The organism is Streptococcus mitis (genome assembly GCF_946188585.1).
In the GTDB taxonomy this organism is placed as follows: domain Bacteria; phylum Bacillota; class Bacilli; order Lactobacillales; family Streptococcaceae; genus Streptococcus; species Streptococcus mitis_DG.
Genome location: NZ_CAMHVI010000002.1, coordinates 258,640 through 280,388 on the forward strand (window position 1 = coordinate 258,640; position 21,749 = coordinate 280,388).

At 41.4% G+C, this 21,749-nt stretch carries 35 protein-coding genes; all 35 read right to left on the minus strand.

Features of this window, described 5'->3' with window-relative positions; all coding sequences use genetic code 11:
• Positions 1–199: 199 nt before the first annotated feature.
• Complete coding sequence (locus tag N8M66_RS03810) at positions 200–616, minus strand: GNAT family N-acetyltransferase (RefSeq protein ID WP_084954317.1); 417 nt, start codon at positions 614–616, stop codon at positions 200–202.
• 11 nt (positions 617–627) lie between these two features.
• Positions 628–1,323 carry a GNAT family N-acetyltransferase gene (locus N8M66_RS03815; protein ID WP_261045758.1) on the minus strand — a complete coding sequence of 232 codons (696 nt, stop codon included), beginning with the start codon at positions 1,321–1,323 and terminating at the stop codon, positions 628–630.
• Between the two features lie 193 nt (positions 1,324–1,516).
• Complete coding sequence (gene leuS / locus N8M66_RS03820; RefSeq protein WP_261045759.1) at positions 1,517–4,018, minus strand: leucine--tRNA ligase; 2,502 nt, start codon at positions 4,016–4,018, stop codon at positions 1,517–1,519.
• Between the two features lie 160 nt (positions 4,019–4,178).
• On the minus strand, positions 4,179–4,871 hold the full coding sequence (locus N8M66_RS03825; protein ID WP_261045760.1) for a histidine phosphatase family protein: 693 nt from the start codon (positions 4,869–4,871) through the stop codon (positions 4,179–4,181).
• Positions 4,872–5,114: 243 nt separating this feature from the next.
• Positions 5,115–6,452 carry a PFL family protein gene (locus N8M66_RS03830; RefSeq protein WP_261045761.1) on the minus strand — a complete coding sequence of 446 codons (1,338 nt, stop codon included), beginning with the start codon at positions 6,450–6,452 and terminating at the stop codon, positions 5,115–5,117.
• A gap of 9 nt (positions 6,453–6,461) precedes the next feature.
• Entirely contained in the window at positions 6,462–6,728 is a 267-nt protein-coding gene (locus N8M66_RS03835) for an ACT domain-containing protein (RefSeq protein WP_000644123.1), read from the minus strand.
• Between the two features lie 264 nt (positions 6,729–6,992).
• Complete coding sequence (gene rplQ, locus N8M66_RS03840; protein WP_000331493.1) at positions 6,993–7,379, minus strand: 50S ribosomal protein L17; 387 nt, start codon at positions 7,377–7,379, stop codon at positions 6,993–6,995.
• Between the two features lie 11 nt (positions 7,380–7,390).
• Entirely contained in the window at positions 7,391–8,326 is a 936-nt protein-coding gene (locus tag N8M66_RS03845) for a DNA-directed RNA polymerase subunit alpha (RefSeq protein WP_000568988.1), read from the minus strand.
• 42 nt (positions 8,327–8,368) lie between these two features.
• A complete protein-coding gene (rpsK, locus tag N8M66_RS03850; RefSeq protein ID WP_001118385.1) occupies positions 8,369–8,752 on the minus strand; it encodes a 30S ribosomal protein S11 in 384 nt (127 codons plus the stop codon).
• Positions 8,753–8,769: 17 nt separating this feature from the next.
• Entirely contained in the window at positions 8,770–9,135 is a 366-nt protein-coding gene (gene rpsM / locus N8M66_RS03855; RefSeq protein WP_000090781.1) for a 30S ribosomal protein S13, read from the minus strand.
• A gap of 17 nt (positions 9,136–9,152) precedes the next feature.
• Positions 9,153–9,269, minus strand: coding sequence for a 50S ribosomal protein L36 (gene rpmJ / locus N8M66_RS03860; RefSeq protein ID WP_001808836.1), 117 nt, complete (start codon positions 9,267–9,269; stop codon positions 9,153–9,155).
• Between the two features lie 24 nt (positions 9,270–9,293).
• The gene (gene infA / locus N8M66_RS03865) at positions 9,294–9,512 is read right to left on the minus strand and encodes a translation initiation factor IF-1 (RefSeq protein WP_001029883.1); all 219 of its coding nucleotides are present in this window, start codon (positions 9,510–9,512) and stop codon (positions 9,294–9,296) included.
• Positions 9,513–9,628: 116 nt separating this feature from the next.
• Positions 9,629–10,267, minus strand: a complete 639-nt coding sequence (locus N8M66_RS03870) for an adenylate kinase (protein ID WP_261045762.1) — start codon at positions 10,265–10,267, stop codon at positions 9,629–9,631.
• A 150-nt stretch (positions 10,268–10,417) separates the two neighbouring features.
• Positions 10,418–11,728, minus strand: coding sequence for a preprotein translocase subunit SecY (gene secY / locus N8M66_RS03875; RefSeq protein ID WP_261045763.1), 1,311 nt, complete (start codon positions 11,726–11,728; stop codon positions 10,418–10,420).
• Positions 11,729–11,740: 12 nt separating this feature from the next.
• A complete protein-coding gene (rplO, locus tag N8M66_RS03880; protein ID WP_000766087.1) occupies positions 11,741–12,181 on the minus strand; it encodes a 50S ribosomal protein L15 in 441 nt (146 codons plus the stop codon).
• A gap of 144 nt (positions 12,182–12,325) precedes the next feature.
• Positions 12,326–12,508, minus strand: a complete 183-nt coding sequence (gene rpmD, locus N8M66_RS03885; RefSeq protein ID WP_000057241.1) for a 50S ribosomal protein L30 — start codon at positions 12,506–12,508, stop codon at positions 12,326–12,328.
• 13 nt (positions 12,509–12,521) lie between these two features.
• A complete protein-coding gene (gene rpsE, locus N8M66_RS03890; protein ID WP_000874202.1) occupies positions 12,522–13,016 on the minus strand; it encodes a 30S ribosomal protein S5 in 495 nt (164 codons plus the stop codon).
• A 17-nt stretch (positions 13,017–13,033) separates the two neighbouring features.
• Positions 13,034–13,390: a 50S ribosomal protein L18 gene (rplR, locus tag N8M66_RS03895; RefSeq protein WP_000624044.1), complete on the minus strand. Its 357-nt coding sequence runs from the start codon at positions 13,388–13,390 to the stop codon at positions 13,034–13,036.
• 83 nt (positions 13,391–13,473) lie between these two features.
• A complete protein-coding gene (rplF, locus tag N8M66_RS03900; protein ID WP_000086626.1) occupies positions 13,474–14,010 on the minus strand; it encodes a 50S ribosomal protein L6 in 537 nt (178 codons plus the stop codon).
• Positions 14,011–14,187: 177 nt separating this feature from the next.
• The gene (gene rpsH / locus N8M66_RS03905; protein WP_000245504.1) at positions 14,188–14,586 is read right to left on the minus strand and encodes a 30S ribosomal protein S8; all 399 of its coding nucleotides are present in this window, start codon (positions 14,584–14,586) and stop codon (positions 14,188–14,190) included.
• 284 nt (positions 14,587–14,870) lie between these two features.
• Positions 14,871–15,056, minus strand: a complete 186-nt coding sequence (locus tag N8M66_RS03910; protein ID WP_001085697.1) for a type Z 30S ribosomal protein S14 — start codon at positions 15,054–15,056, stop codon at positions 14,871–14,873.
• A gap of 17 nt (positions 15,057–15,073) precedes the next feature.
• Positions 15,074–15,616, minus strand: coding sequence for a 50S ribosomal protein L5 (gene rplE / locus N8M66_RS03915; protein WP_000013542.1), 543 nt, complete (start codon positions 15,614–15,616; stop codon positions 15,074–15,076).
• A gap of 23 nt (positions 15,617–15,639) precedes the next feature.
• Positions 15,640–15,945 (minus strand): 50S ribosomal protein L24, encoded by a 306-nt coding sequence (gene rplX, locus N8M66_RS03920; protein WP_000497691.1) that lies wholly within the window; start codon positions 15,943–15,945, stop codon positions 15,640–15,642.
• Positions 15,946–16,023: 78 nt separating this feature from the next.
• Complete coding sequence (rplN, locus tag N8M66_RS03925) at positions 16,024–16,392, minus strand: 50S ribosomal protein L14 (RefSeq protein WP_000616545.1); 369 nt, start codon at positions 16,390–16,392, stop codon at positions 16,024–16,026.
• Between the two features lie 25 nt (positions 16,393–16,417).
• Entirely contained in the window at positions 16,418–16,678 is a 261-nt protein-coding gene (gene rpsQ, locus N8M66_RS03930) for a 30S ribosomal protein S17 (protein WP_000440801.1), read from the minus strand.
• 24 nt (positions 16,679–16,702) lie between these two features.
• Positions 16,703–16,909 carry a 50S ribosomal protein L29 gene (gene rpmC / locus N8M66_RS03935; protein ID WP_000772918.1) on the minus strand — a complete coding sequence of 69 codons (207 nt, stop codon included), beginning with the start codon at positions 16,907–16,909 and terminating at the stop codon, positions 16,703–16,705.
• Positions 16,910–16,918: 9 nt separating this feature from the next.
• A complete protein-coding gene (gene rplP, locus N8M66_RS03940) occupies positions 16,919–17,332 on the minus strand; it encodes a 50S ribosomal protein L16 (RefSeq protein WP_000960946.1) in 414 nt (137 codons plus the stop codon).
• Between the two features lie 3 nt (positions 17,333–17,335).
• Positions 17,336–17,989, minus strand: a complete 654-nt coding sequence (gene rpsC, locus N8M66_RS03945) for a 30S ribosomal protein S3 (RefSeq protein WP_000529936.1) — start codon at positions 17,987–17,989, stop codon at positions 17,336–17,338.
• 12 nt (positions 17,990–18,001) lie between these two features.
• Entirely contained in the window at positions 18,002–18,346 is a 345-nt protein-coding gene (gene rplV, locus N8M66_RS03950; RefSeq protein WP_000818137.1) for a 50S ribosomal protein L22, read from the minus strand.
• An 11-nt stretch (positions 18,347–18,357) separates the two neighbouring features.
• Positions 18,358–18,639 (minus strand): 30S ribosomal protein S19, encoded by a 282-nt coding sequence (gene rpsS, locus N8M66_RS03955; RefSeq protein ID WP_000533766.1) that lies wholly within the window; start codon positions 18,637–18,639, stop codon positions 18,358–18,360.
• Positions 18,640–18,742: 103 nt separating this feature from the next.
• Positions 18,743–19,576 (minus strand): 50S ribosomal protein L2, encoded by an 834-nt coding sequence (rplB, locus tag N8M66_RS03960; RefSeq protein WP_000512911.1) that lies wholly within the window; start codon positions 19,574–19,576, stop codon positions 18,743–18,745.
• Between the two features lie 17 nt (positions 19,577–19,593).
• Positions 19,594–19,890 (minus strand): 50S ribosomal protein L23, encoded by a 297-nt coding sequence (locus N8M66_RS03965; protein WP_001055347.1) that lies wholly within the window; start codon positions 19,888–19,890, stop codon positions 19,594–19,596.
• Positions 19,890–20,513: a 50S ribosomal protein L4 gene (gene rplD, locus N8M66_RS03970; RefSeq protein ID WP_000024537.1), complete on the minus strand. Its 624-nt coding sequence runs from the start codon at positions 20,511–20,513 to the stop codon at positions 19,890–19,892. Before rplD ends, N8M66_RS03965 begins: the two co-directional genes overlap by 1 nt.
• Before the next feature lie 24 nt (positions 20,514–20,537).
• On the minus strand, positions 20,538–21,164 hold the full coding sequence (gene rplC, locus N8M66_RS03975; protein WP_000160197.1) for a 50S ribosomal protein L3: 627 nt from the start codon (positions 21,162–21,164) through the stop codon (positions 20,538–20,540).
• Positions 21,165–21,246: 82 nt separating this feature from the next.
• Positions 21,247–21,555, minus strand: a complete 309-nt coding sequence (rpsJ, locus tag N8M66_RS03980) for a 30S ribosomal protein S10 (protein WP_001284513.1) — start codon at positions 21,553–21,555, stop codon at positions 21,247–21,249.
• Positions 21,556–21,749: the final 194 nt, after the last annotated feature.

The window sequence follows — 21,749 nt, forward strand, 5'->3', positions numbered from 1 at the left end:
CTCAAATTTTACTATTCTGCAAAAAAATTCTATCACTATCACCTACCCACAAAAAAAGCCACCTGATTGGGTGGCTTCATTAGGAGATTATGATGAAAAAAGTTTTAGGATTTCATTAAATAAAGTTAGGAGGTCTTTATTTAATGACTATATAATACTAGACCATCCTTAAATTTTGCTTAATAAAAAACAAATTTTATTATTTTTCTCGATTCATCCAAGTCATTCCTATACAATTATAGGTGGATAAGATTTCAAAGCCCATAGAACGATAGAATCCCAAGGTTCTTTCTGTCTGGTCTGTCACCAGCTGGACTTGATAGGCATCTTTGTAATCCTCTAAAGCCTGTTTCATCAAGGCACTACCAATCCCTTGGCGCTGATAGATTGGTAAAACAATTAAATCCTGAACCAATACTGATGAGAATCCATCTCCAACCAAACGAATCAAACCCACCACAGCATCGCCATCAAGTGCCACATAAATCTCTAATGAATGAGATAAGGCCTGCTCCAGCATCTCTGGTTGATGGGTATAATTTGTCCAACCGACAGCCTGATAGAGATGCAAAACATCCTCTAGCTTGACAATTTCTTGCTTTTTAATAGTAATCATCTCAACACCTCTTAAAGGTCTCTCAAGCTCTTGTACTGTCGTCCATTTTTATCAAAGTTTTCAGGACGCAACCATTTTTCCAAACGATCTTTGACTTTGGGCCAGTCCTTATCAATCATAGACAACCAATCCGTATCTCTTGTACGCCCCTTATATACGACTGCCTGGCGGAAGGTCCCTTCATAGACAAAACCTAAACGTTCCGCTGCTCGTCTGGATGGCAGATTTAAGGCATCGCATTTCCACTCATAGCGACGATAGTTAAGCCCCTCAAAAACATAGCGCGCCAAGAGATAGTGAGCTTCTGTCCCTATTCGTGTTCCCCTGAGCTCTGGAGAAAAAGTGACCGCTCCCACTTCTATCACTCGGTTATTCTGGTCAATGCGCATGAGAGAAAATGTTCCCAAAGCCTTACCAGTTTCCTTGTCTATAATTGCATAGTAAAAGCGATCCTTACGAGCCAACATCTGATTTAAAACGGCAACCAGCTCCTCCATATCCGCCACTGACTCCTGAAAGAGGTAGGTCCACATCTCTCGAGGAGTATCTGGACCATAAACATCTAATAAATCTTCCGCATGCTTTTCCACCGAAAGAGCCTCTATCCGAGTATAACGCCCTTCTAAGAGATCAATAGCAGGCAATTCACCAGGTGTGTAACCTTCCATTGACTCCCCAATCATCTGACCATATTCATTTACTGGCATAGCTTTCTCCTTGTTTCGCTTTTCAAACTTTATAGTTGCCCATAGTATATCATACTTTCATAAGAAGATTCAAAAAATCCTCCAGATTCTACTCTGAAGGATTCCTATCTTATTTCACAACGATATTAACGAGTTTAGTTGGCTCAAACAGTTTGGGAAACTGTTTGAGGTTGGAAATCAGCAAATAATTTGGTTATTTCACAACAATATTAACCAATTTATTCGGTACCGCAATCACTTTCACGATTTCCTTACCGTCAATCTCTGCTTTGACTTTTTCATCCGCTAGAGCAATTTCTTGCAATTCTTCACGTGACAAGTCTTTAGCAACCATGAGTTTGGCACGAACTTTTCCTTTGATTTGGACGACGATTTCGATTTCGTCTTCAACCAATTTGCTTTCGTCCCAGGTTGGCCAAGCTACATAAGAAATTGATTCACCTGTTGCTGCAACTGTTTGCCAGAGTTCTTCTGCCAAGTGAGGTGCAAATGGGGCAATCAATTGAATAAAGCCTTTTGCATAGTCTACATAAAGTTTTTCTTCCTTGTTAGCGGCGTTGACAAAGACCATAAGTTGGGCAATAGCTGTGTTGAATTTCATGGATTCGATTTGCTCAGTGACAGATTTAACGGTTTCGTTATAAACCTTGTCAAGAGCACCATTGTTTTCCGCAGTGATTTCTTTACTTGTAATCAAACGGTAAACACGGTCAAGGAACTTACGGCTTCCTTCCAGACCTTCTTCTGACCAAGCAATTGAAGCATCAAGTGGCCCCATGAACATTTCATAGACACGAAGGGTGTCGGCACCGTATTGTTCCACCACATCGTCTGGATTAACAACGTTCTTGAGGGATTTAGACATCTTGGCTGGTGCTTGCTCCAACTCTTCCCCTGTTTCCACATGGAAGAAGGAGCCATCACGTTTTTCAACCTTGTCAGTCGCTACAAGTGCTCCACGGTGGTCACGGTAGCTTGTTCCCAAAATCATCCCTTGGTTAAAGAGTTTTTGGAATGGCTCTTTCGTCGGAACAACACCGAGGTCATAAAGGAATTTGTGCCAGAAGCGAGCATAAAGCAAGTGAAGTACAGCATGTTCCGCACCACCCACGTAGATATCTACTGGCAACCATTGTTTGAGGAGGTCCTCATCAGCCAATTTCTCAGTATTGTGTGGGTCAATATAGCGGAGGTAGTACCAGCTTGAACCAGCCCATTGTGGCATGGTGTTGGTTTCACGACGACCCTTGACACCATCTTCACGCGTCACTTCAAGCCAGTCTGTCAAGTTAGCTAGTGGACTTTCACCAGTACCTGAAGGGCGAATGTCCTTGGTTACAGGCAAGACAAGTGGCAATTCACTTTCAGGAACAGCTGTTGAAGTTCCATCTTCCCAATGAATGATTGGAATTGGCTCACCCCAGTAACGTTGACGACTAAAGAGCCAGTCGCGAAGACGGTAGGTCACCTTCTCTTGTCCACAGCCTTTCTCTTCCAACCAAGCCACAATCTTGGCAATAGCGTCTTCTTTGTTGAGTCCATCTAGGAAGTCTGAATTGACGTGAAGTCCGTCTTCTGTGTAAGCAGCTTCTTCAACGTTTCCACCTTCAAGTACTTCTACGATTGGAAGGTCAAATTGTTTGGCAAATTCCCAGTCACGTTGGTCATGGGCAGGTACAGCCATTACCGCACCTGTTCCATAGCTAGCAAGAACATAGTCCGCAATCCAGATTGGAATTTCCTTGCCATTGACAGGGTTGATGGCATAAGCACCAGTCCAAACTCCTGTTTTTTCCTTGGCAAGGTCTGTACGAGCTAAGTCTGATTTCAGACTAGCTTGGTGTTTATAGTCTGCTACAGCCTCTGCTTGCTCCGGACTTGTGATAGCGTCAACCAAATCATGCTCAGGAGCCAAGACAGTGAAAGTAGCACCGAAAAGAGTATCAGGACGAGTGGTAAAGACTGTGAATTCCTTGTCTGTTCCCTTAACTTTGAAGGTTACATTGGCACCAGTTGATTTCCCAATCCAGTTGCGTTGCATGTCCTTGATAGATTCTGGCCAATCCAACTCATCCAAGTCATTAAGCAAGCGCTCTGCATAGGCCGTGATTTTAAGCATCCATTGGCGCATTGGTTTACGGACAACTGGATAGCCTCCACGCTCAGAAGTTCCATCAGGAAGAACCTCTTCGTTGGCGATGGCTGTTCCCAACTCTTCAACCCAGTTTACTGGCACTTCCGCTTCATAGGCCAAGCCCTTTTCGTAAAGCTTGGTGAAGATCCACTGAGTCCACTTGTAGTAGTTTGGATCTGTTGTATTGACTTCACGATCCCAGTCATAAGAAAATCCAAGCGCATTGATTTGGCGTTTAAAGTTGGCAATATTTTCCGCTGTGAATTCTGCTGGGTCATTACCTGTATCCATGGCGTATTGCTCCGCAGGCAATCCAAAGGCATCCCAACCCATTGGGTGAAGGACATTGTATCCTTGCGCACGTTTGTAACGGCTGAGGATATCGGTTGCAGTATAACCTTCTGGGTGTCCTACGTGCAGACCCGCTCCAGACGGATAAGGGAACATATCGAGAGCATAAAACTTCGGTTTTGAAGCATCTGTTCCTGTCTTAAATGTATGATGTTCCGCCCAGTAGCCCTGCCACTTAGGCTCAATTTCTTTATGATTGTAAAAACTCATGGTCTCTCTCCAATTTTGTGATGTTACTATTATACCATTTTTGAGGGAATTTGAAAGACGAGAAATGTTCTTTTGGGCTTGGATGCCAAGAAAGACTGAATCGCAAATCCAACTTATTTAGCAGTATAAAAAATTAGACCCCTTTTGGAGCTAACTTCTATTAACTATTTGTTTCCTCCATCTTCTCACGTCCTAGTTCTCGGTAACTACGGTCACCAACAACCTCAACGCTAAACTGGCCGTCCTCATATTCAAGTATCGTCACGCTACCATTATCTAGACCATGCGGATGCATACCATTAATCAGATAAACAATGGTTCCGATGGTCATTCCGTGGCTGACAACGAGAGCGTTCCCCCCACCTTGTTCTTCCATTTCTTTGGCAATCGCTTCAAAACCTTCCTTGATTCGACCACTGAGTTTTTCCCATCCTTCAGCCCAACTAGCTGTATCGACCTCTACCAAACCCTCAGCCAGTTCAGCATAAGACAATTGGTGAACGTGGTCCACATTAAAGATACGAGGAATAATGCCCATGAAAAGATCACCATCATAAGCTCCGTCAAAGCTACCGAAACACCATTCTCTGATACGCTTGTCCATGCGATAAGGGATTTTTCCCTGCAAGCCAAGTTCATCAAGGATAATTCCCATTGTCTGAATGGTGCGACCAGAATCACTGGAATAAGCGCGCTCAAACTGTAAACCAGACTCTCGCAAACCGATTCCTAGTTCTTGAATCCCTCGCTCACCTTCAGCTGTTAAGGGAGTATCGCTCCAACCTTGCGCGCGACCAATCGTGTTAAACATGGTCTTGCCATGACGTACCAAATACAATCGTACTTTTACCATTTTCCGTCCTCCGTTTGCTTCTATTATATCATGGATGATAAAACAAAAGCCACCCAGACAGGCGACTTTTGCAGGAGATTATTATGAAAAAGTTTAGGAGTTCATTAAATAAAGATATTAGATGAAAATCAAATTCAAACTAAATCAGTGTTATCTGTTTCAAATAATATTAGGAGGTCTTTATTTAATGATTATAGTATACACATCCAACCTTAAATAGAACTTAAAATTTCTCCTATTTTCTTAATTTTTAAAACTATGAATTGGTGCTGGGATTTGTCCCCCACGAGAAATGAAATCAACAGACGAAGCCCCATTGACCTTCATAACTGGAGCTGTACCAAGAAGACCACCAAATTCAATCATATCACCTTCTTTTCCTTTTGGAATGATACGAACAGCTGTTGTCTTCATGTTAATGACACCAATTGCAGCTTCATCCGCAATCATAGCAGCAATGGTTTCAGCAGGTGTATCCTCCGGAATGGCAATCATATCCAAACCAACGGAACAGATAGCCGTCATAGATTCTAGTTTTTCCAGATTAAGAGAGCCATTTTGCACTGCAGCAATCATTCCTTCATCCTCTGAAACAGGTATAAAGGCACCAGACAAACCACCAACTTGGTTGCAGGCCATAACTCCGCCCTTCTTAACTTGATCATTCAAGAGAGCCAAGGCAGCCGTCGTCCCGTGTGTTCCAACTGTTTCTAGCCCCATTTCTTCAAGTACACGTGCCACAGAATCTCCAACCGCAGGAGTTGGCGCCAAACTCAAGTCCACAATACCAAACTCCACACCCAGTCTCTCACTGGCCATTTGACCAACCAATTGACCGATACGAGTGATTTTAAAGGCAGTTTTCTTAACTGTTTCGGCTACTACATCAAAGCTCTGTCCACGAACTTTTTCCAAGGCACGTTTCACCACACCAGGACCAGAAACTCCAACATTGATGATAACATCTGCCTCCCCAACACCATGAAAGGCACCCGCCATAAATGGATTGTCCTCAACAGCATTAGCGAATACAACCAACTTAGCTGCTCCCATATCTGATAGATTAGCCGTTTCCTTGATAACTCGTCCCATATCTGCCACAGCTGTCATATTAATACCAGACTTGGTTGAGCCGATATTGACTGACGAGCAGACCTTGTCCGTTTCAGCCAAAGCGCGAGCAATAGAATTGATGAGAATCTCATCTCCCTTTTGATAACCTTTTTGTACCAAGGCAGAGAAACCACCAATAAAATCCACACCGATTTCTTTCGCAGCCTTATCAAGTGCTTTTGCCAGAACCACGTAGTCCGTCGCATCTGTCGCTGCCCCAATCAGAGCAATAGGAGTCACCGATACACGCTTATTAACGATAGGAATTCCCAACTCAGCTGCAATCTCATCGCCAACAGCCACTAAATTAGCCGCCTTGGTCGTAATCTTTTGATAAATTTTCTCCGCAGCACGATTGATATCCGGATCGATACAGTCCAAAAGGGAAATCCCCATGGTAATAGTTCTGATATCGAAGTTTTGCTCCTCAATCATGGAGATGGTTTCAGTAACTTGTCTAATATCCATGATAACCTCCTAGATATTATACATAGCTTCGAAAATCGCTGCACTCTGAATGTTGATTTTCACATTCAAAATTTGCCCAAAAGCTTCAAATTCATTACGAAGATAGGTAAAATCTTGCTTTTCATCACTAGAGACGACAGCCATCATCGTGAAATATTCATCCAAGACAGTTTGAGAGATATCGTCAATATTCAATCCTAATTCTGCAATTTTGCCAGAAACACCTGCAACAATGCCAGATTTATCTTTACCAACAACAGTTATAATCGCTTTCATAAGCAAACTCCAATTCTTCTTTTAATAGGAAACCTGAACATTAAACAGGATTCTTTTCAAATAGTATAGCATAATTCTAACTAAAATACTCAAAAACGCCTGCTTACGAAGTTGTTCTTAAGCAAAAAACAATTTCGTAAACAAGCGTCTACTATCCCAACTTATGATGAGTGTTCCCGCTAGGACCGAAATCCTAGCGGTAGACCAGAGCTAGACTAAGAGCACAAGACTCCATCATCATAACACTCAACAAAATTGATGATTTTATACTAATTCGATGATCGCCATTGGCGCTGCATCACCACGACGTGGTTCAGTTTTAAGGATACGAGTGTATCCACCGTTACGTTCAGCATAACGAGGTGCGATTTCTGAGAACAATTTTTGAAGTGCTGTAGTAGAAGTGTACTTATCAGTTGCTTCATCATAGTTTTCAGATGCGATTTCATTACGTACGAAAGCAGCTGCTTGACGACGTGCATGCAAATCACCACGTTTACCTAGAGTAATCATTTTTTCAACAGTTTTACGGATTTCTTTAGCACGAGCTTCAGTTGTCACGATTGATTCGTTGATCAAAAGGTCAGTTGTCAAATCGCGAAGCATTGCTTTACGTTGTGAGCTAGTGCGTCCTAGTTTACGGTAAGCCATGTATTCCTCCTTTATTTATCTTTTAATCCAAGACCCAAATCAATGAGTTTGAGTTTCACTTCTTCCAAACTCTTGCGTCCAAGATTTCGTACTTTCATCATCTCTGCTTCAGATTTTTCTGTCAAATCATGCACAGTATTGATACCGGCACGTTTCAAACAGTTGTATGAACGCACAGACAAATCCAGTTCCTCAATCGTACGATCCAAAATACGGTCGTCAGATTCAGTATCAGCTTCTTTCATCACTTCAGTTGACTTAGCAATCTCAGTAAGATTTGTAAACAAATCAAGATGTTCTGTCAAAATACGTGCTGAAAGCCCTAAAGCATCTTCTGGAATAATTGTTCCATTTGTCAAGATTTCAAGGGTTAATTTGTCAAATCCATCATTGCTACCTACACGAGCAGGTTCCACTTGATAGTTGACTTTGGTAACTGGTGTATAAATAGAATCTACAGCAAGTGTCCCAACTGGTGCATTATCTTTTTTATTTTCATCAGCAGGTACATATCCACGACCACTGTTAACAGTCATAGTCGCTTTTAGCGAAGAACCTTCACCGATTGTAAAGAGATAATGATCTGGATTTACAATTTCAATATCGCTATCTGTCAAAATGTCACCAGCTGTTACTTCAGCAGGACCTTCAACATCTAGTTCGATGATTTTTTCGTCTTCAACGTACGATTTCACTGCAATTCCTTTAATGTTCAGAATGATTTGCATCACGTCTTCACGAACACCTGGAACTGTGTCAAACTCATGTAACACACCATCAATATTGATAGATGTCACAGCTGCTCCTGGTAGAGAAGCTAGAAGTACACGACGAAGAGAGTTACCAAGAGTTGTACCGTAGCCACGTTCAAGTGGTTCGATTACAAACTTGCCATAATCTTTATTTTCATCAATTTTTGTTATATTTGGTTTTTCAAACTCGATCATTTAGTTACTCCCTCTTAAACGAAAAGCAGTGTAATGCGATGATTATACACGGCGACGTTTTGGAGGACGAGCACCATTGTGTGGCACTGGAGTCACATCACGAATTGCTGTTACTTCAAGACCAGCGGCAGCAAGCGCACGAATAGCTGACTCACGACCAGAACCTGGACCTTTTACAGTAACTTCAACTGATTTAAGACCGTGTTCTTGTGCAGATTTAGCAGCAGCTTCAGAAGCCATTTGAGCAGCGAATGGTGTAGATTTACGAGAACCTTTGAAACCAAGAGCACCAGCTGATGACCAAGCAATTGCATTACCATGCACATCAGTAATCATAACAATAGTGTTATTAAATGTAGCGTGAATATGAGCAATACCAGATTCGATATTCTTTTTCACACGACGTTTACGTGTTGGTTTAGCCAAGACTTTTACCTCCTATATTATTTTTTCTTACCAGCAATCGCAACAGCTTTACCTTTACGAGTGCGAGCGTTGTTTTTAGTGTTTTGTCCACGGACAGGAAGTCCACGACGGTGACGGATACCACGGTATGAACCGATTTCCATCAAACGTTTGATGTTCAAGTTTACTTCACGACGAAGGTCACCTTCAACTTTGATTGCATCCACTTCACGACGGATAGCATCTTCTTGATCTGATGTAAGATCACGTACACGAACATCTTCTGAGATTCCAGCAGCAGCCAAAATTTTCTTAGATGTTGCAAGTCCGATACCATAAACATAAGTCAATGAGATTACTACGCGTTTGTCATTTGGAATGTCAACTCCAGCAATACGAGCCATGTTTTCTCCTTTCTATCTTATCCTTGACGTTGTTTGTGTTTTGGATTTGCTGGGCAAATTACCATAACACGACCATTACGACGAATAACTTTACAGTATTCGCAAATTGGTTTGACCGATGGTCTTACTTTCATTTCTTATCCCTCCAAGTTTTTCGATTATTTAAAGCGGTAAGTGATACGTCCACGTGTCAAGTCATATGGACTCATTTCGACAGTAACACGATCTCCCGCTAAAATACGAATATAGTTTTTACGAATTTTACCAGAAACTGTTGCTAAAATCTGATGTCCATTTTCAAGTTCAACCGTAAACATTGCATTCGGCATTGTATCAACTACTTTGCCTTCAACTTCAATCACATCGTCTTTTGCCACGCAAAAGCACCTCCATAAATTTCGATTCGATGCCTCTAGACACAGAGACAACAATTATAAGTCAGACTATCTCAGTATAACATTTGTAGCGGATTTTTGCAAGTGTGAAAAACGCTTTATTTCAAATTTGTCAATACTTTTTCGATATCTGAGAAGACATCATTGATATCTTGATTACCTTCGATGTCATGAACCAAACCTTTGGCACGATAGTGAGCAATGATTGGTTCTCCTTGAGCAATATTAACATCCAAACGACGTTTTACTGTCTCAGGCTTATCATCTTCACGTTGGTAGTAATCTTCTTCTTTATAGTCAACTGGTGGGTTAAAGACCTTGTGGAAAGTTTCTCCAGTTACGCGGTGGATGATACGACCACTCAAACGATCCAAAAGGCTATCTGGATTCACTTCAATGTTGATGACACCTTCTAGTTCAATGCCAAGTTCAGCCAATGTTTTGTCCAAGGCATGAGCTTGTTCGATTGTACGTGGGTAACCATCCAACAAGAATCCTGTTTCTTTAATATCATCTTGTGAAAGACGTTCTTTTACGATTCCATTTGTAACTTCATCAGGAACCAATTCACCCTTGTCAATGTATGACTTAGCAAGAACACCCATTTCAGTTTGATTTGCCATTGCAGCGCGGAACATATCACCTGTTGAGATATGTGCAACATGGAATTGTTCTACAATTTTTGCTGCTTGAGTTCCCTTACCTGCACCAGGTAAGCCCATAATCAAAAGATTCATGATTTGATCTCCTTATTTTATTTTTAAATAGAAGCAAAAAGTCTTTTCACCCCTATTTAAAAACAAAATAGAAGAGGGGAGACCAAACTCTCACAAATGTCAGAGTTTAAACCTCCACTCCCTCAGTATTTACTGATTCAGTAAATACTTTTATTCTGTTCTATCCATGAAACCAACATACTTACGTTTCAATAGGTAACCTTCCAATTGTTTGATTCCTTCAATACCTGTAGAGATAATGATCAAAAGACTGGTTCCTCCAAAAGCAACCGCTTCTGAAAGTCCAAAGACATCTTTTGCTACAATCGGTAAAATAGAAATCACACCAAGAAAGAGGGAACCAACCGTTGCAAGACGACGAAGAAGTTTAGACATATATTCTTCTGTACCTTTACCAGGACGAACTCCGTGGATATAGGCACCGCTCTTTTGTAGGTTCTCTGCTGCTTTTTCAGGATTAATCTGTACAAACGTGTAGAAGAATGTAAAGAGAATAATCAACAAAGCATACATGGCAATACCCGTTGGTGAAGTTGTTGCCAGCATTTCTTGTGCTGTTCTTACCCAAGCCCAATCATGGCCTGTAGCGCTCAAAAACTGAAGAATAGCCGCAGGCGCTGCAGTAATCGAACTTGCGAAGATAACAGGGATAACTCCAGCAGGGTTTACCTTCAATGGAAGGTAAGAGCTAGATGGAGCACCTTGTGCAACCTTTGTATATTGGATTGGAATTTTGTATTCTGCTTGTTGAACATAAGTTGTAAAGTAAATGATCAACAATACAGTAATAATCAAGATGATTACGAAAATGATAGATGAGTTGATACGGCTACTTGGAACGTTAACAAAGTAGTCTACATAAATTCCCTGAATCATCTCTGGAATTGAGGCAACAATCCCGGCAAAGATAATCATAGAAACACCATTTCCGTATCCCTTATCTGTAATTTGCTCTCCCAACCAAGTCACAATCATGCTACCAGCTGTTAAGATGATACCAATCATGATAAAGACTTGTGGTGTAAGAGCTGTTTTCAACAATTGAGCTCCAGCCAAAGTATTAAAACCAGCGGTAATCCCGATAGATTGCACAAAGGCTAAAACTAGAGCAATATAACGAGTAGCTTGATTTAATTTTCTTCGACCTACTTCCCCTTGTTTACCCCACTCTACAAATTTGGGTAAAATATCCATTTGCAAGAGTTGGACAACGATAGAGGCCGTAATGTAGGGACTAACACCAAGAGCAAAAACTGAGAAGTTTTTCATGGCATTCCCTGAGACTAAGCTCAACATGTTTAAGAAGGATAATCCACTTAAAGCATTCAAGCTATTGGCATTCACACCAGGAACTGTAATGCTAGTTCCGATACGAAAGACCAAAACGATAAAAATTGTAAATAAAATTTTTGATCGAACCTGCTTGACTTTAAGAGCTTCTCTTAATAATCTAAAAAACATAGGTCACCTCTCTTAGATGACTTCTACTGAACCACCTTTAGCAGTGATAGCTTCTTCAGCTGATTTAGAGAATTTAGCTGCTTTCACAGTCAATTTCTTAGTCAACTCACCGTTACCAAGAATTTTAATACCTGATTTTTCAGCTTTAACAATTCCTGCTTCGATAAGAACAACTGGAGTAACTTCAGCACCATCTTCAAAGACGTTCAATTGGTCAAGGTTCACAATTGCGTATTCTTTAGCGTTGATGTTAGTGAATCCACGTTTTGGAAGACGACGGAACAATGGAGTTTGTCCACCTTCAAAACCAAGGCGAACTCCGCCACCACTACGAGCTTTTTGACCTTTTTGACCACGACCAGATGTTTTACCGTTACCTGATGAAGTACCACGACCAACGCGGTTACGTACTTTACGAGAACCTTCTGCAGGTTTCAATTCATGAAGTTTCATTTTTATTTTCTCCTCTTTTGTAAAATGCTAGCGCCGATAAGGGAGAAAAGGTTGTCTCCCCCATCAACTCGCCTATACGACGTCATCATAGATGACTATATCTAGTTTTAGGGGATGGTATAGTGCACATCCCCTAAAAATTCATTAGTTTACTTCTTCAACTGTTACCAAGTGAGATACTGCAGTAATCATACCACGGATAGCAGCGTTATCTTCTTTAATAACAGAGCTGTTCAATTTGCCAAGTCCAAGTGCTACAACAGTTTTACGTTGTGATGGAATGCGTCCGATTGGAGACTTAGTCAAAGTAATTTTAATTTGAGCCATTTTATCCCCTTTCTTATGCCAAATCAGAAACTGAAATACCACGAAGGGCAGCAACTTCTTCAGCGCGTTTCAATTGTTTCAAACCTTCAACAGTTGCACGAACAATGTTGATTGGAGTGTTAGAACCAAGTGATTTAGATGTAATATCTGCCACACCTGCCAATTCCACAACGGCACGAACTGCACCACCAGCGGCAACTCCAGAACCTTCTACAGCAGGTTTCAACAATACTTTAGCTCCACCGAATTCTGAAAGAACTTCGTGTGGGATTGTTGTTCCAACCATAGGAACTTCGATCAAGTTTTTCTTAGCATCGTCTACTGCTTTACGGATTGCTTCTGGAACTTCTTGAGCTTTACCAGTACCAAATCCTACGCGACCGTTGTGGTCACCAACAACAACAAGAGCTGCGAAACGAAGACGACGTCCACCTTTAACAACTTTTGTAACACGGTTGACAGCAACTACGCGTTCTTCTAATTCAACTGCATTGTCTTTAAATGCCATTTTCTAGTGTCCTCCTATTAGAATTTCAATCCGTTTTCACGAGCTGCATCAGCCAAAGCTTTCACACGTCCGTGATATAGATATCCACCGCGGTCGAACACCACTTCTGAAATACCTTTAGCGTTTGCACGTTCTGCAACGAGTTTACCGACAGCAACGGCTTGTTCAGTTTTAGTTCCTTTTGAAACTTCTTTGTCAAGAGTTGAAGCACTTGCGAGCGTTACACCCGCTACGTCATCAATCACTTGAGCGTAGATGCCTGTATTAGAACGGAATACGTTCAAACGTGGGCGATCAGCAGTTCCAGAGAGTTTTCCGCGAACGCGACGGTGGCGTTTTTGGCGGAGTTTGTTTTTATCTGGTTTTGAAATCACAGTTTTCACCTCTTTAGTTTTAAATCGTGTGCTATGCACAAAGTTGGAAAATAGGTTGGTGGTTGAAAATCAACCACTCAACTTTATTTACCTGTTTTACCTTCTTTACGGCGAACGAATTCACCAACGTAACGGATACCTTTACCTTTATATGGTTCTGGTGAACGAAGGCTACGTACGTAAGCAGCTGTTTGACCAACTACTTCTTTTGAAATTCCGCTAACAACGATTGTTGTTGGGTTTGGAAGTTCAAAAGTAATTCCTTCTGGAGCTTCAACTTCGTCTGGATGAGATTTACCAACAGCCAAAACAAGTTTAGATCCTTGAAGTTGTGCACGGTAACCAACCCCGCGCATTTCAAGTTCTTTCTTGAATCCTTCTGATACACCAACAACCATGTTGTTCAAAAGGGCACGAGTAGTTCCGTGGATAGTTTTCATTTCTTTTGAATCGTTTGGACGGTGAAGAGTTACTTCAGTACCTTCCACACGGATTTCAATATCTTTTGAGAACTCACGAGTAAGTTCTCCTTTAGGTCCTTTTACAGTTACAACGTTGTCATTGTTAGTGATTTCAACACCAGCAGGCAACACGATAACTTTATTACCAATACGTGACATGTTTATTTTCTCCTGTTAAATTGTCAGGCCATAACGGCCAGTTTTCACGGGGGCTAAATCGATTTCTCGATTTAAGGTTTCAATTTCAAAGTGAATCTAGGCATCGTCTCGCAGGCATAACTTTGGGTTAGGCAAGAGACGATAACGAAGAGTCACAAAGAAATTGGGAGCTAAATATTACCAAACGTAAGCGATAACTTCTCCACCAACATTCTTTTGGCGTGCTTCTTTATCAGTAAGCAAACCTTCAGAAGTTGAAAGGATAGCAATTCCAAGTCCGTTAAGAACTTTTGGAAGGTCTTCACGTTTTTTATAGACACGAAGTCCTGGTTTAGAAACACGTTTCAAGTTAGTGATAACTTTTTCACCGTTTGGTCCGTATTTAAGGAATACACGGATGATGCCTTGTTTGTCATCTTCGATGATTTCAACGTTTTTTACAAAACCTTCGCGTTTAAGGATTTCAGCAATCCCTTTTTTGATGTTTGATGCAGGTACTTCAAGTACTTCGTGTTTAGCTTGGTTAGCGTTACGAATACGAGTTAGAAAGTCTGCGATTGGGTCAGTCATAACCATTTTATTTTTCTCCTCTTACTAGTAGTTTGCAAGTTGCACTTGCTAGTTAATACATGATACAAAGAGCGTAACAGCAAGAGCAAAAATAGGCAATTTGATGCAGGAGCGATGCTCCAAAGCGAATTGGTCTTTTTTGCCAAAGCTGTAGCTCGTGTTCAAATTGGAAAGCCCAACTGAACCCGGGCTAAACTCTGTGTGAAAAAGACAAACTTTCCTAGAAACTTCAGTTTCTTCGTCAAGTTTCCCATTTTCACTTGGAGTTTTGACGCCCTTGATATCTTAAATTACCAAGATGCTTTTGTTACACCAGGGATTTGTCCTTTGTAAGCTAATTCACGGAAGCAAACACGGCAAAGTTTAAATTTGCGGTAAACTGAATGTGGACGACCACATTTTTCACAACGAGTATAAGCTTGAGTAGAGAACTTCGCTGGACGTTTGTTCTTAGCAATCATTGATTTTTTAGCCATTAGATTTACCTCCTATATTATTTTGCAAAAGGCATTCCAAGGCCTGTAAGCAATGCACGTGACTCTTCGTCAGTGTTAGCAGTTGTTACGATAACGATGTCAAGACCACGAGTTTTGTCAACGTCATCGAAGTTGATTTCTGGGAAGATCAATTGTTCTTTCACACCAAGTGTGTAGTTCCCGCGTCCGTCAAATGATTTTGTTGGAACACCGTGGAAGTCACGTACACGTGGAAGTGAAACTGAAACCAATTTATCCAAGAATTCGTACATACGTTCACCACGAAGGGTAACTTTTGCACCGATCGCAACACCTTCACGAAGACGGAAGCCGGCGATTGATTTTTTAGCTTTAGTGATAAGTGGTTTTTGACCTGAGATAAGTGCCAATTCTTCAGCAGCTTTTTCAAGACTTTTAGCGTTTGATACAGCTTCACCAACACCCATGTTCAAAACGATCTTATCTACTTTAGGCACAGCCATCACTGATGAGTAGTTGAATTGTTCTGTCAAAGCAGGAACTACTTCATTAAGATATTTTTCTTTTAAACGATTTGCCATTATACTTCTCCTTTCCTTCGTGATTAATCAAGCACTTCGCCTGATTTTTTGTTGTAGCGAACTTTTTTACCGTCTACAAATTTGTAACCAACACGACCAGCTACACCATTTTTGTCCAATACTTGAACGTTTGATACGTGGATAGCTGCTTCTTTCTCGATGATACCACCTTGAGGAAGTTCGTTAGTTGGACGTTGGTGTTTCTTAACGATGTTAACACCTTCAACGATAACTTTGTTTACTTTTGGAAGGGCAGTAAGGACAACAGCTTCTGTTCCCTTATCTTTACCAGCGATTACGCGAACTTTGTCGCCTTTTTTTACAAACATTAGGTTTCTCCTTGATTTTTCTTACGCCCATAAGGGCACCCTGGAGGTAAATCCAGGGGACTAGTTTGTTTCTAAAAATTAAAGTACTTCTGGAGCAAGTGACACGATCTTCATGAAGCCACCTTCACGCAATTCACGTGCAACTGGGCCAAAGATACGTGTTCCGCGAGGAGTTTTGTCTTCACGGATGATAACTGCTGCGTTTTCGTCAAATTTGATGTATGAACCATCAGCACGACGAGCACCTGATTTAGTACGAACGATAACTGCTTTAACAACGTCACCTTTTTTAACCGCACCACCAGGAGTAGCTTGTTTTACAGATGCCACGATAACATCACCGATGTTTGCAAATTTACGTCCTGAACCACCAAGAACTTTGATAGTCAAGATTTCGCGAGCACCGCTGTTGTCTGCGACTTTCAAACGAGTTTCTGTTTGAATCATTTCAGTTTTCTCCTTTCAGGTTTGATTAGATGATGACCGCTTCTTCAACAACTTCTACAAGACGGAAACGTTTTGTAGCTGAAAGCGGACGAGTTTCCATGATACGTACGATATCGCCTTCTTTGGCAACATTGTTTTCATCATGAGCTTTGTATTTTTTAGAGTAGTTAATACGTTTACCATAGACTGGGTGGTTACGTTTTGTTTCAACTACAACTGTGATTGTCTTGTCCATTTTGTCAGATACAACACGTCCAACAAGAACTTTACGATTATTGCGTTCCATTGAAATTTCTCCTTCCCTAGTCTATTATTTCGCTTCAGATTGAACTGTTTTGATACGAGCGATTTGTTTTTTAACTTCTTTCAAGCGAGCTGTTTGTTCCAATTGACCAGTAGCAGCTTGGAAACGAAGTTCAAACAATTCTTTTTTCAATTCGTTTTCGCGCTTCGCGAGTTCTTCTTGAGAAAGACCACGAAGTTCTTTAACAAATTCTTTTACTTCATTAAGTTTCATGCCTTCTCCTTATTCTGCTTCACGTTTTACGAATTTACATTTAACTGGCAATTTGTGGCTAGCAAGACGAAGCGCTTCGCGTGCAATCTCTTCAGATACACCAGCGATTTCGAACATCACTTTACCACGTTTAACTGGTGCTACCCAACCTTCAGGTGCCCCTTTACCAGATCCCATACGCACACCGATAGCTTTAGCAGTGTATGATTTGTGTGGGAAGATTTTAATCCAAACTTTACCACCACGTTTCATGTAACGAGTCATGGCGATACGAGCAGCTTCGATTTGGCGGTTAGTGATCCAGTGGCTAGTTGTAGCTTGAAGACCGTATTCACCGAATGCTACTTCTTTTCCACCTTTTGCTTCACCGCGCATTTTTCCACGGAATTCACGACGGTGTTTAACACGTTTAGGTACTAACATTGGTTATTTACCTCCTTTAGTGTTTTTGCGAGCTGGAAGAACTTCACCACGGTAGATCCATACTTTAACACCAAGTTTACCGTATGTAGTATCTGCTTCTTCCCAAGCGTAATCGATATCTGCACGAAGTGTGTGAAGTGGAACAGTTCCTTCAGAGTATCCTTCAGCACGGGCGATATCTGCACCGTTCAAACGACCTGATACTTGAGTTTTGATTCCTTTAGCTCCAGCACGCATTGCACGTTGGATTGCTTGTTTTTGTGCACGACGGAAAGCAACACGTTGCTCCAATTGACGAGCAATTCCTTCACCTACAAGGTGAGCATCCAAATCAGGTTGTTTGATTTCGATGATGTTGATGTGTACTTGTTTTCCAGTCAATTTGTTAAGTTTTGCACGGAGTGCATCAACGTTAGCACCACCTTTACCGATAACCATACCTGGTTTAGCAGTGTGAAGTGAAACGTTAACTTTGTTTACTGCGCGTTCGATTTCAATAGTTGAAACTGCTGCGTCAGCAAGTTCTTTTTGAACGAATTTACGGATTGCAAGATCTTCATGAAGGTAATCCGCGTATTCTTTTTCAGCATACCATTTGGCATCCCAATCACGGATGATGCCGACACGCATACCAATTGGATGTACTTTTTGACCCACGATTTTACCTCCTTATTTTTCTGCAACAGCTACAGTGATGTGAGCTGTACGTTTGTTGATTGGTGAAGCTGAACCTTTCGCACGTGGACGGAAACGTTTCATAGTTGGTCCTTCGTTTGCGAATGCTTCAGATACTACCAAGTTAGCTTTATCCAAACCAAAGTTGTTTTCAGCGTTAGCTACAGCTGAGTTCAAAACTTTCAAGATGATTTCAGCAGCTTTGTTTGGAGTGAATGTCAAGATTGCGATTGCATCGGCTACGCTTTTGCCACGGATGTTATCAAGAACAAGACGTGATTTACGAGGTGAAACACGTACTGTACGAGCCATTGCTTTAGCTGAAGTAATTTCTGCCATTTATGTTCTCCTTATTTTCTACGTGTTTTCTTGTCGTCTGCAGCGTGACCTTTGTAAGTACGAGTTGGTGCAAATTCACCAAGTTTGTGACCTACCATGTCTTCTTGGATGTAAACAGGTACGTGTTTACGTCCGTCATAAACTGCAATAGTGTAACCAATGAAACTTGGGAAGATCGTTGAACGACGTGACCAAGTTTTAATAACTTTTTTCTTTTCGTCGTTAGCTTGAGCTTCAACTTTTTTCATCAAATGCTCATCGACGAAAGGTCCTTTTTTAAGACTGCGTCCCATTTTTATATTTTCTCCTTTAAATGTTGTACCACAGCGGCTTGCGCTCACATGGAGCGCTACCGAGCTGGCGGATTTACTAGTTGCTTAAACGACTAGTTTAATATTATTTCTCGTTGCGACGACGAACGATAAGTTTGTCAGATTTCGCTTTCTTGTTACGAGTTTTAAGACCAAGAGCAGGTTTGCCCCATGGTGTAGATGGTGCTTTACGACCAACTGGTGCTTTACCTTCACCACCACCGTGTGGGTGATCGTTAGGGTTCATTACAGAACCACGAACTGTTGGGCGGATACCTTTCCAACGGCTACGTCCTGCTTTACCAAGGTTTACAAGTCCATGTTGTTCGTTTCCGACAACACCAACTGTAGCACGGCAAGTTCCAAGAATCATACGAACTTCACCTGATTGAAGACGAACAAGTACGTATTTACCTTCAGAACCCAAAACTTGAGCAGATGCTCCAGCAGCACGTACCAATTCACCACCACGACCTGGTTTCAACTCGATGTTGTGGATCAAAGTACCAACTGGGATGTTAGCAAGTGGAAGAGCGTTTCCGACTTTGATATCTGCTTCTGGACCTGAAACGATACGTTGACCTACTTCAAGACCTTTTGGAGCGATGATGTATGCTTTCACACCGTCAGTGTAGTGTACAAGAGCGATGTTTGCAGAACGGTTTGGATCGTACTCGATAGTTTTAACAACTGCTTCAACGTTGTCTTTGTTACGTTTGAAGTCAACCAAACGGTAGAAACGTTTGTGTCCACCACCTTGGTGACGAACAGTGATACGACCGTTGTTGTTACGACCAGCCTTGCTCTTCAATGCAACAAGCAATGATTTTTCAGGAGTGCTTGTTGTGATTTCAGCGAAATCCAAAGAAGTCATATTACGGCGACCGTTTGTTGTTGGTTTATAAACACGAATTCCCACGATATTTCCTCCTTAGATTATTCAGCTTCAGCAGCAAACAACTCGATTGCTTTTGAATCAGCTGTAAGTGTGATGATAGCTTTTTTAGTTTTGTTAGTAAAACCAGTATAACGTCCAACACGTTTAGCTTTTGGTTTTACGTTGATTGTGTTAACGTTGGCAACTTTAACACCTTCGAAAGCAGCTTCAACAGCTTGCTTAATCAAAAGTTTGTGTGCACGAGTGTCAACTTCAAATACATATTTCCCTGCTTCAAGTTGAGCCATTGAGCTTTCAGTGATTACAGGTTTTTTGATAACATCATACAAATTCATTATGCAAGAACCTCCTCGATTTTAGAGATAGCTGCTTGTGTGACAAGAAGTTTGTCGCTATTTGCGATGTCAAGAACACTTGCAGTTGTAGCAGTTGCAACTTTCACGTTTGGAAGGTTACGAGCTGAAAGAGCTGCGAATTCATTTCCTTCTTCAAGGATAACAAGAACTTTAGAATCGATGCTCAATGCTGCAAGAACTTTTGCAAATTCAGCAGTTTTTGGAGCTGTAAATGAAAGAGCGTCTACAGCTACGAATTTGTTTTCAGCAACTTTTTCAGAGTAAACTGATTTAAGAGCTAGGCGACGAACTTTTTGTGGAAGTTTGTAGCCGTATGAACGTGGAGTTGGTCCGAAGACAACACCACCACCACGCCATTGTGGTGAGCGGATAGAACCTTGACGAGCACGTCCAGTTCCTTTTTGACGCCATGGTTTGCGTCCACCACCTGATACTGCAGAGCGGTTTTTAACAGCGTGTGTTCCTTGACGAAGGCTTGCGCGTTGGCTGATGATCACATCAAACACAACTGATTCATTTGGTTCGATACCAAATACTGCATCGTTAAGAACAACTTGGCCAGCTTCTTTACCAGTTTGGTCAAATAATGTTACGTTTGCCATTGTGACTGATTTCCCCTTTCTTTATTATTTACCAGCTTTAACTGCTGATTTGATAGTGATAAGAGATTTCTTAGCACCTGGTACGTTACCTTTGATAAGGATAACGTTCTTTTCTGGAACAACTTGTACAACTTCAAGGTTTTGAATTGTTACACGGTCGCCACCCATACGTCCTGCAAGGTTTTTACCTTTGAATACACGGTTAGGTGCAACAGGTCCCATTGAACCTGGACGACGGTGGTAACGAGAACCGTGAGCCATTGGTCCACGTGATTGTCCGTGGCGTTTGATAACACCTTGGAAACCTTTACCTTTAGAAGTACCAGTTACGTCAACAACGTCTCCAGCTGCGAATGTTTCAACTGTGATTTCAGCACCAACTTCCAAGCCTTCAACGTTTTTGAATTCACGAATGAAGCGCTTAGGAGCCGTGTTAGCTTTCGCTACATGTCCTTTAGCAGGTTTGTTGCTCAATACTTCGCGTTTGTCATCGAAACCAACTTGGATAGCGTTGTATCCGTCTGTTTCAACAGTTTTAACTTGAAGAACAACGTTTGGAGTTGCTTCAATAACTGTTACAGGGATCAATTCGCCAGCTTCAGTGAAGATTTGAGTCATTCCCACTTTTTTCCCTAAGATTCCTTTTGTCATGAGAAAATAGTTCCTTTTCTATATTTTTTATTCAAAAAGTTTTTAACGAGCGTTTTTTATGCTCAAGGTATCAAGCTTTAGATTAAAGTTTGATTTCTACGTTTACACCACTTGGAAGATCCAATTTCATCAACGCATCAACTGTTTTTTGAGTTGGGTTAACGATATCGATCAAACGTTTGTGTGTACGCATTTCAAATTGTTCGCGAGAGTCTTTGTATTTGTGAGTCGCACGAATAATTGTGTAGAGGCTACGTTCAGTTGGAAGTGGGATTGGACCCGCAACTTGTGCACCTGTACGAGTAGCTGATTCTACGATTTTTGCAGCCGCTGTGTCAAGCGTACGGTGTTCGTAAGCTTTCAAACGGATACGGATTTTTTTGTTTGCCATCTTTTTCTCCTTTTCGTCTATTTAAGATAATAGGCTAGCTCCACAAGAAAACCGACGCGGCGTTGCGTGGCAATGCAACCGAGCGTGTCGCAACCTCTTGCATCAAAGCTAAAGCTGTAATTTACAGCACCATAATAGAATAACACAAAGCCCCTGCGATTGCAAGGGATTTGTTGCTGTTTTTTAAAATTTTT

What these genes read in the sequence shown, in the direction of transcription:
- rpsH (WP_000245504.1), bottom strand. Translation starts at nt 14,586, where the DNA reads ATGGTTATGACTGACCCAATCGCAGACTTTCTAACTCGTATTCGTAAC.
- N8M66_RS03830 (WP_261045761.1), bottom strand. Translation starts at nt 6,452, where the DNA reads ATGGATATTAGACAAGTTACTGAAACCATCTCCATGATTGAGGAGCAA.
- rpsQ (WP_000440801.1), bottom strand. Translation starts at nt 16,678, where the DNA reads ATGGAACGCAATAATCGTAAAGTTCTTGTTGGACGTGTTGTATCTGAC.
- rplD (WP_000024537.1), bottom strand. Translation starts at nt 20,513, where the DNA reads ATGGCAAACGTAACATTATTTGACCAAACTGGTAAAGAAGCTGGCCAA.
- rpmC (WP_000772918.1), bottom strand. Translation starts at nt 16,909, where the DNA reads ATGAAACTTAATGAAGTAAAAGAATTTGTTAAAGAACTTCGTGGTCTT.
- rplN (WP_000616545.1), bottom strand. Translation starts at nt 16,392, where the DNA reads ATGATTCAAACAGAAACTCGTTTGAAAGTCGCAGACAACAGCGGTGCT.
- N8M66_RS03815 (WP_261045758.1), bottom strand. Translation starts at nt 1,323, where the DNA reads ATGCCAGTAAATGAATATGGTCAGATGATTGGGGAGTCAATGGAAGGT.
- N8M66_RS03835 (WP_000644123.1), bottom strand. Translation starts at nt 6,728, where the DNA reads ATGAAAGCGATTATAACTGTTGTTGGTAAAGATAAATCTGGCATTGTT.
- rplE (WP_000013542.1), bottom strand. Translation starts at nt 15,616, where the DNA reads ATGGCAAATCGTTTAAAAGAAAAATATCTTAATGAAGTAGTTCCTGCT.
- leuS (WP_261045759.1), bottom strand. Translation starts at nt 4,018, where the DNA reads ATGAGTTTTTACAATCATAAAGAAATTGAGCCTAAGTGGCAGGGCTAC.
- N8M66_RS03870 (WP_261045762.1), bottom strand. Translation starts at nt 10,267, where the DNA reads ATGAATCTTTTGATTATGGGCTTACCTGGTGCAGGTAAGGGAACTCAA.
- rplP (WP_000960946.1), bottom strand. Translation starts at nt 17,332, where the DNA reads ATGTTAGTACCTAAACGTGTTAAACACCGTCGTGAATTCCGTGGAAAA.
- N8M66_RS03845 (WP_000568988.1), bottom strand. Translation starts at nt 8,326, where the DNA reads ATGATCGAGTTTGAAAAACCAAATATAACAAAAATTGATGAAAATAAA.
- N8M66_RS03810 (WP_084954317.1), bottom strand. Translation starts at nt 616, where the DNA reads ATGATTACTATTAAAAAGCAAGAAATTGTCAAGCTAGAGGATGTTTTG.
- rpsM (WP_000090781.1), bottom strand. Translation starts at nt 9,135, where the DNA reads ATGGCTCGTATTGCTGGAGTTGACATTCCAAATGACAAACGCGTAGTA.
- rplV (WP_000818137.1), bottom strand. Translation starts at nt 18,346, where the DNA reads ATGGCAGAAATTACTTCAGCTAAAGCAATGGCTCGTACAGTACGTGTT.
- N8M66_RS03910 (WP_001085697.1), bottom strand. Translation starts at nt 15,056, where the DNA reads ATGGCTAAAAAATCAATGATTGCTAAGAACAAACGTCCAGCGAAGTTC.
- rplO (WP_000766087.1), bottom strand. Translation starts at nt 12,181, where the DNA reads ATGAAACTTCATGAATTGAAACCTGCAGAAGGTTCTCGTAAAGTACGT.
- rpmD (WP_000057241.1), bottom strand. Translation starts at nt 12,508, where the DNA reads ATGGCTCAAATTAAAATTACTTTGACTAAGTCTCCAATCGGACGCATT.
- rplC (WP_000160197.1), bottom strand. Translation starts at nt 21,164, where the DNA reads ATGACAAAAGGAATCTTAGGGAAAAAAGTGGGAATGACTCAAATCTTC.
- rpmJ (WP_001808836.1), bottom strand. Translation starts at nt 9,269, where the DNA reads ATGAAAGTAAGACCATCGGTCAAACCAATTTGCGAATACTGTAAAGTT.
- rplF (WP_000086626.1), bottom strand. Translation starts at nt 14,010, where the DNA reads ATGTCACGTATTGGTAATAAAGTTATCGTGTTGCCTGCTGGTGTTGAA.
- N8M66_RS03965 (WP_001055347.1), bottom strand. Translation starts at nt 19,890, where the DNA reads ATGAATTTGTATGATGTTATCAAAAAACCTGTAATCACTGAAAGCTCA.
- secY (WP_261045763.1), bottom strand. Translation starts at nt 11,728, where the DNA reads ATGTTTTTTAGATTATTAAGAGAAGCTCTTAAAGTCAAGCAGGTTCGA.
- rpsS (WP_000533766.1), bottom strand. Translation starts at nt 18,639, where the DNA reads ATGGGACGCAGTCTTAAAAAAGGACCTTTCGTCGATGAGCATTTGATG.
- rpsE (WP_000874202.1), bottom strand. Translation starts at nt 13,016, where the DNA reads ATGGCATTTAAAGACAATGCAGTTGAATTAGAAGAACGCGTAGTTGCT.
- rplQ (WP_000331493.1), bottom strand. Translation starts at nt 7,379, where the DNA reads ATGGCTTACCGTAAACTAGGACGCACTAGCTCACAACGTAAAGCAATG.
- N8M66_RS03825 (WP_261045760.1), bottom strand. Translation starts at nt 4,871, where the DNA reads ATGGTAAAAGTACGATTGTATTTGGTACGTCATGGCAAGACCATGTTT.
- rpsJ (WP_001284513.1), bottom strand. Translation starts at nt 21,555, where the DNA reads ATGGCAAACAAAAAAATCCGTATCCGTTTGAAAGCTTACGAACACCGT.
- rplX (WP_000497691.1), bottom strand. Translation starts at nt 15,945, where the DNA reads ATGTTTGTAAAAAAAGGCGACAAAGTTCGCGTAATCGCTGGTAAAGAT.